The organism is Amycolatopsis sp. cmx-11-32, from assembly GCF_047608695.1.
GTDB lineage: Bacteria > Actinomycetota > Actinomycetes > Mycobacteriales > Pseudonocardiaceae > Amycolatopsis.
Map to the genome: position 1 here is coordinate 1 of NZ_JADNQN010000034.1, position 7,167 is coordinate 7,167.

At 65.2% G+C, this 7,167-nt stretch carries 5 protein-coding genes and 2 pseudogenes; 1 reads left to right on the forward strand and 6 read right to left on the reverse strand.

Annotated features, from left to right (window positions below):
- Nucleotides 1-584, forward strand: a pseudogene (locus tag ACM6LR_RS39075) (IS256 family transposase); the annotation flags it as partial.
- 99 nt (nucleotides 585-683) lie between these two features.
- On the opposite strand, the gene ACM6LR_RS39080 reads toward ACM6LR_RS39075, so the two are convergent.
- From ACM6LR_RS39080 to ACM6LR_RS39105, 6 genes and pseudogenes are all read right to left on the reverse strand, one after another.
- Nucleotides 684-2,177, reverse strand: a complete 1,494-nt coding sequence (locus tag ACM6LR_RS39080; protein ID WP_414945629.1) for an FAD-dependent monooxygenase — start codon at nucleotides 2,175-2,177, stop codon at nucleotides 684-686.
- Nucleotides 2,164-2,790, reverse strand: coding sequence for a PadR family transcriptional regulator (locus ACM6LR_RS39085; RefSeq protein WP_414945630.1), 627 nt, complete (start codon nucleotides 2,788-2,790; stop codon nucleotides 2,164-2,166). The genes ACM6LR_RS39080 and ACM6LR_RS39085 overlap by 14 nt, the downstream gene beginning before the upstream one ends.
- Before the next feature lie 797 nt (nucleotides 2,791-3,587).
- A complete protein-coding gene (locus ACM6LR_RS39090) occupies nucleotides 3,588-3,932 on the reverse strand; it encodes a hypothetical protein (RefSeq protein WP_414945631.1) in 345 nt (114 codons plus the stop codon).
- 318 nt (nucleotides 3,933-4,250) lie between these two features.
- Nucleotides 4,251-4,379, reverse strand: a complete 129-nt coding sequence (locus ACM6LR_RS39095; RefSeq protein ID WP_414945632.1) for a hypothetical protein — start codon at nucleotides 4,377-4,379, stop codon at nucleotides 4,251-4,253.
- Nucleotides 4,380-4,531: 152 nt separating this feature from the next.
- Nucleotides 4,532-5,551 (reverse strand): phosphotransferase family protein, encoded by a 1,020-nt coding sequence (locus ACM6LR_RS39100; protein WP_414945633.1) that lies wholly within the window; start codon nucleotides 5,549-5,551, stop codon nucleotides 4,532-4,534.
- A 637-nt stretch (nucleotides 5,552-6,188) separates the two neighbouring features.
- Nucleotides 6,189-7,052: pseudogene (locus ACM6LR_RS39105) on the reverse strand (IS256 family transposase); the annotation flags it as partial.
- Nucleotides 7,053-7,167 lie beyond the last annotated feature (115 nt).

Here is a 7,167-nt window from a genome sequence, read left to right on the forward strand (position 1 = left end):
GTTGGTGGGCATGAAGAACCGTGGTCTGGGCGATGTGTTCTTCGTGGTTTGTGATGGGCTGAAAGGGTTGCCCGAGGTGGTCGGGAATGTGTGGCCGGCGGCGATCGTGCAGACGTGCGTGGTGCATCTACTGCGGAATACGTTTTCGGCTCGCGTCGAAGCGGGACTGGGATGCGTTGAAGAGGGATGTGAAACCGATCTACACGGCCCCTGCCGCGGCCTCGGCAGGGGCCGCGTTGGATGAACTGGAGGAGGAGTGGGGTGGTAAGTATGGTGCGATGATTCGGCTGTGGCGCAACGCGTGGGAGGAGTTCATCCCGTTTTTGGACTATGATGTGGAGATCCGTCGCGTGTTGTGTTCCACGAACGCGATCGAGTCGTTGAATTCGCGGTATCGTCGTGCGGTGCGGGCACGTGGTCATTTCCCAACGGAACAAGCTGCGCTAAAATGCTTGTATCTGGTCACCCGGAGCCTGGACCCGACTGGCACCGGGCAAGCCCGGTGGACGATGCGATGGAAACCCGCACTGAACGCTTTCTCGATCACCTTCAGTGACCGCTGGCCGGGCGCTGAGACCTACTGACAACCACGGCCGGAAACACCGTTCGCGTTACAGTCCCCCGATGAGCGGATACGACGAACCGTTTCCGTGTGGGTAGTCGGCCGGTTGTTGTTGGTCCGGTCAGGATAGTGAGTAGGCGGCGTGTCGAAGGGCTTGGGCAGGGTCGGCGGGCAGTGCTGCGTACTGCCGGGCGACGTAGCCGTCTGGGCGGACCAGGGTGGCGCCGCCGCCGTAGCGGGCGCTCCAGCCGTCGGCGTGTTCGGCGCGCACGGCCTTGATCGGGAATGGCTGCTTGGCGGCTGCTTCTTCCCACGCGGGACTGTCGCAGAGGAGGACGTGTTCGTCGACGAACAGGTCGTGGGCGGCGGTTCGTTTGCCGTCGACTGTCAGCCACAGATGTGGTGCCCTTGCTCCTTCGGTGGCCAGCGCGTTCAGGTTGTGTGTGAAGACCTTTTCATGGCCGTAGAGCTGGCCGAGGGTCTGCCGCTGGGGATTCATCTCCTCTGCTGTTTCACCGCTCATCCGGGCTTGCTGGTGGCGGACGATCATCGGGGCCAGTTCGTGAGCGATCGGCAGCCGCTCCTTTTCGTACGTGTCGAGCAGTGCCGGGTCGGACCAGCCCTTGGTGACGGCGGCGATTTTCCAGGCCAGGTTGTGAATGTCCTGTACGCCGGTGTTCGCGCCCAGCGCACCGGCTGGCGGCCAGGTGTGGGCGCTGTCGCCGGCCAGGAAGACGTGGCCGTCCCGGTAGCGTTCGGCGATGCCGACGCTCTGCTCCCAGGCAGCCACGTCCTCGATGGTGACGTCGAGGTCGGGCTTGCCGATGGCGCCGCGCACCAGCGAAACGCACCGACTGTCGGTGAAGTCCTTGCGGTCTTCGGTGGTCGGGTCATAGGAGATGGTCAGCTGCCAGCGGTGCGGGTCGGCGGTGCTGACAAGGCCGCCGCCAACGCCGGTGATGATCCAGAAGAGCGCCCTTCTGGGCAGGAAGGCGCTGAGGTCGGCGCGGAAGACGATGTTCATGGAGTGCATGAAGGTGGTCTCGCCGGCCCGGTTGATGCCGAGCTTTTGCCGGATCGGGCTGCGGTTTCCGTCGGCGGCGATCAGGTAGTCGGCGCGGATGGTGCGCTTCTCTCCGGTCGTACGATCGGTCGTCGTCGCGATGACGCCGTTTTCGGTGGCTTCGAAGGAATTCAGCTCGGTGTTGAAGCGGTGTGTGGCACCGTCGCGGCGGGCGGTGTCGACCAGGATCGGTTCGACGGTGTTCTGGTCGGCCATGCAGAAAGTGCCAGCGGTCAGCTCCGGCCATTCCCGTGGTTCTTCGGCGTCGTAGAGCCAGTGCCATTCACTTGCCAGAGTCTCACAGCTGGCGACCCCGGCCTCCGAGTCAAAAGGCTTGCCGGCGGCGTGCACCTGCTGGTCGATCCCGTACGCGCGATAGATTTCCATCGTCCGCTGGTTGATCCCGCGGGCCCGGCCGTGGATGGAGACGCCGGGGTGGCGGTCGACCAGTAGCGGGCGTACACCCTGCCGTGCCAGGAAAACCGCGCCGGCCAGTCCGACCAGCCCGCTGCCGCAGATCAGGACGGAAAAGTGCTCTTCAGTTTCGGTCATGAAATTCTCTCTGTTTCTGGTTGTATTCGGCGGCCAGCTGCCGGATCCACTCTTCGGTCCAGGTCAGCCGGCCGGTGCGCAGGTCGGTGAGCACCGAGCGCAACCAGTCCAGCTCGGCTTTCCTGGTGACCTGCCGGTATTCCTCCTCCAGCAGGAAAAGCCGGGGCACGTCGGCCGCCGCACGAGTGGCGTCGATGTCGGCCAGGTCGGCGGCGATCGCATCCGCCCGGAGCTGGAGTTGCTCGAGAGCTTCTGTCGGAGCCAGCGTCATGACGAAGGACAGTCCGACCGGAAACTCCGGAAACTCGTTTCCGGTGCTGGACAGCATTTCCTTGACCCAGGTGCGTGCGGTTTCCTCCCCGGCCGGGGTGAGTTCGTAGACGGTGCGTTCGGGCCGGCCTGCCACTCGTCCGGTGCTGTGCACGGCGATCAGGCCGAGCCGCTGCATCCGGTCGATGGTCTGGTAGATGTTGGCCCGCTGGCGGACGTTGACCACTCGGTCCTTTCCTCGTTCCCTGATCACCTCCTGGATGCGATAGGCGTGCATGGGCTCTTCGGCGAGCACGCCGAGGACAGTCAGCCCCAGTGCCGAGCGGCGGGTCTCTCTACTCATGACAGCCAGGCTAATAGTCATCAACTTACTAGTCTTATTATGACTAAGTCAACCGGCGGCTGACACGTGGACGCGCCCGATGGATCGACGGTTTGAGACGGACTGCGGACCAGTCGGCTCGCAACCAGGAGGCGCTGGTTGCCACGGCACTGTTGGAAGTGCGCGGACCGCGGCTATCACGCGGCGACCCGTTGGCTCGTCGCGCCGAACTCGAGGCATGGCTTGACCCCAACACCAGCGACCTTCGCCGACGTCCAATCTGGAGACACACCCGCCCCGACCGCGGCGGTTGTGCATCTGCTGCCGGTCTGCCCAGCAACTCCTATCCTCTGCCGCGAGCCTGACAGTCCGGCTCGCTTCGGGCAGGTCCAGGCCAGAGCCAAATGTCCGCCCATGCCGCATAGAGGACGCTTTGCCGGCTCGCAGGCGGATCGCTCCCGGCATGCTTCAGTCGCTGGGAGCGATCCAGCTAGCGTGGCTATCGGACTGTGCCGATGGCGGCCATCTCGAGGTCGACCTGTCGGGTGATGCGGGTAGGCCTCAGCGCGTCGGCGCGCTTGTCGCGCAAACACTGAAGGGTGCGGTCAAGCCCCTCGATCTCACCCAGCCACCCCTCGGACGCGGCGCGTGCTTTCCGCTCTTCCAAGTCGGCCCGACGGCGGCGGCTTCACCGCTTCGACCAGGTCACCGCGTGATCGGCGTCAACGTGCCTCTTACATCAGCGGGCAGTCCGGCCCGCTGTGCCCGCTGACTCCACCTGCTGCGGTGTACCAGCGCTGCGCCAGGGGCTGTGCTGCTCAAGCCATGTCTGGGATCGGACCGGTATGCCTCCCGGTCAGCCTCGAACCACCGAAGAAATCCCGGTATCCGCGCGCGGTCGCGTTGACCAGGTTCGCCATCTCCGGGTACTGCACGGTTCCGGCGTGGCGCAGCGCACGCCGCGCGCGGTTTGCCAAGCGTCGGCGCCAGAACGCCGACCACCAGCCAGTGGGCTCGGGGGTGTTTTCCAGATCGACGATCAGGCACACGGCCAGCTTCGCGGCCCGCGCGTGCAGTACCTGCGCCGCCGACCGATCCCGATCGTCGAGGTCCACCGGCGCCAGCAACCGCTGCCCCAGCTCTTCCCGTACCCGTTCCCACATACGGTCTTTACCCGGCATAGCCGGTTGACGTGTCTCGCTCACTTCGTGCCCATCGGCAACTGGCCCCCAGTACTGGAGAGCACTGCGGCAACCGGACGACGAGCTGAAAATGCGGGCTAGGAAGCGTGCAGGGGACTTCGAACATTCGAGCAGCCGACTTCGAATATCGACACAAGCACCTCTCGGTGAGTACTGTCGATTTTGGGGAAATTTCGTATTACCTCACCGCCTACTGGCTGTCCGCGCTCTCGGCCGCGGCACTACGCCCGCTGACCGACGGGGCATCCTCCGGCACCCGGTAGCGCCCGCGCCTGTCGGCTACGCCTGGACAGGGCGCTCGGTCCCGGATTCCGGCTCGTCGCGCACGGGCGCCCTCTCCCCTGTCAGCAACTCGATGATCGTGCCGAGCTGCGCGGTGATCTCGGCCAACCGACGGCCGTGCTCCACCTGGCGGGCCAGCCGTTATCCGCGCCGACCCTGCGGATCTGACGCTTGCTACTCCGATGCCGGACTGTTGAGCCGGAATCGTCCGTAGGGGTTGGCGCCAGAGTTGGTGAAGTTCGAGGCCGTAGCCATTCGTTGGCGCAGGGATCGCGGGCTTATTCCGCGCCTCCTGCCAATTCCTCATACAACCCTTCCAAAGCGGTGTGGTCGTCGTCGGTACCGGTGTGCGGAGCGGCGAACCAGCGCGCGTACTCGGCGATCTCGGAAAGCCGCCAGTCCAGCGCGAACAGCTCGACCATCGCGGGGTCGGGAAACAAAAGGTCGTCCGCCACGGCGAGCAGGTCGGCGTAGTCCCTCTCGGGCGGTGCGAGAGCCAGCGACTCCCAATCGACCAGCCTCAACCCGTGGGCGGTCATGACCTGGTTGTCGTTGTGCGGCTCACCGTGTGTCGGCACCCATGAGTCCCGGCGGGAGAATGCTGTTTCCGCCAGTTCCAGGTAGCGGCCCGTCCAGCACTCGATCTCCTTGTCGTGCGCGACAAGGGCGACCCGTGCCTGCTCCGCCAGTGGGCCGCTCGTCCAGGGCTTGGCGGTGCGAGCTCGCAACTCATCGGCGAACTCGGGGCCGACCTGCGGAATCCAGGACCGCAGGCCATCGGGTAAGGCAGCGTGATGCAGCGCGGCCAGCGCGAGAACGACCTCGCGGACATGCCGAGGCTCGCGGGTCTCCGCCTCGCTCGGGCTCCGGCCCTCCAGCCATGGCGTCACGCTGAGCGCACCGGCACCGACGTCGACGGTGAACCGCCCGGACCGGGCGGGCACCGGCGCACACACCACGTCCAGACCAGAAGCGGCCAGTGCGGCAGCCCCAGCGTAGGCAGCCTCTAGGGACGTCGCGGTGTGCCGAGGCTCCAACTGATCCAACGTCACGAACAAAGTGGTGCCACCACCGGCAGCACGCCAGTGGTGCGCGCCGAAACCCCACGGTAGGTAGCTGATATCGGCAATGTCGGGCATCCAATGCGCAGCGACGGCATGCGCGATCGCTTCGTCACTGATGAAGGAAGGACGGGAGAGCACAAGATCCAAATCTAGCAACACGGCGACACACAAGCACGGGGTTTTCGCTGCACAGACGAAGTCCGCGACGAGCTGGAAGCCGTCGCCGAACAGCACATGGACCTCAAAGGCAAACGCAACAAGCTAATCCTGCGCGTGAAGAAGTTCGGTGACTCCGATCGCCAAGTCGGCTCACGTGCACTGCTGTCACACACCGCCGTCCAGAACATCGTCACCAAGCGCCACGCACACAAGGAAGGCCAGTAACGCCACCTGGCTGACCACGCCGCCCTCTTGATCAGACTGGCGTGAGACACCCCGTGTGAGTGGGGGTTCCTGGCCGAGGGTGGGATCGGAGATCCTTGTGCACGTGTCCACACCATCTGACAAGCAGTCCCGGCGTTCGCCTGGCGAGGAGCATCCCGACCCGGCACCGCGTCCGTCGCGGCGGGCGTTCACCGCGGAGTACAAGCTCGCCATGGTCGCCGAGTACGAGTGTCAATGGCCTGTTTGTTCTCCCCGTAGGCGGCCAGATGTTCTCCCCACTGGCGGCCAGTTGGATCTCCCCAACGGCGGCCAGATATTTCCCCGCCTTGGTGGGGCTCAGGTCAGTGCAACGGTCTCACTCCTTGTCCGGAGGTGGCTTGGGTGAGCCGGAAGCTGTCACCTTGTGTGACGACGACGTGCGCGTGGTGCAGGAGTCGGTCGACTGTGGGGTCTGTCAAACGAACGGTGTAACTCGGGTTGAAGGGAATTACTTGCGTCCGGCGGCCAGGCGGCCGTCGAAGGCGATCTCGAACGCGTTCAACGCGGGTTTCCACCGCATGGTCCAGCGTTTTCGGCCGGTGCCGGTCGGGTCCAGGCTCATGATCGCCATGTAGACGCACTTGAGCGCGGCTTGTTCGCCTGGGAAGTGCCCGCGGGCTTTGACAGCGCGGCGGATGCGGGCGTTGACGCTCTCGATCGCGTTGGTCGAGCAGATCACCCGCCGGATCTCCGGATCGAACGCGAGGAACGGCACGAACTCGGCCCAGGCGTTGTTCCAGAGCCGGACGATAGCCGGGTAGCGGGCGCCCCACTCCTGAGTGAACTCGGCGAACCGTTCCCGCGCGGCGGCCTCGGTGGCCGCGGTGTAGACGGGCTTGAGGGCTTTGGCGATCGGATCCCAGTGCTGCCGGCCGGCGTAGCGGAAGCTGTTGCGCAGCAGGTGGACAACGCAGGTCTGAGTGATTGTCTGCGGCCAGACGGTGGTGATCGCGTCGGGCAGCCCGGTCAGTCCGTTACAGACGACCATGAGCACGTCGGCCACACCACGGTTCTTCAGTTCGGTGAGCACATGCAGCCAGTACTTGGCGCCCTCACCGCCGTCGCCGGCCCACAAGCCAAGGATGTCCCGGCGGCCCTCGCAGGTCACCGCGAGCGCGACATAGATCGGCCGGTTGGCCACCTGCCCGACACGGATTTTGACGTGGATAGCGTCGATGAAGATCACCGGATAGACCGGGTCCAGCGGCCGGTTCTGCCACTCGACCATGCCCTCGACCACCTTGTCGGTGATGGTGGAAATGGTCTGCCGTGACACTTCGGCGCCATAGACCTCGGCCAGGTGCGCGGAGAGTCGAGTCGGCCTGGGGCGCAGTTCCGGCGTTGCCGTCGGTCTGTTTCCCCAGGCCGCTCGCGGAACCCGCCGTGCGCCTTTCAACGCAACGGGCTCTCCACGGTTTCTGTCGTTA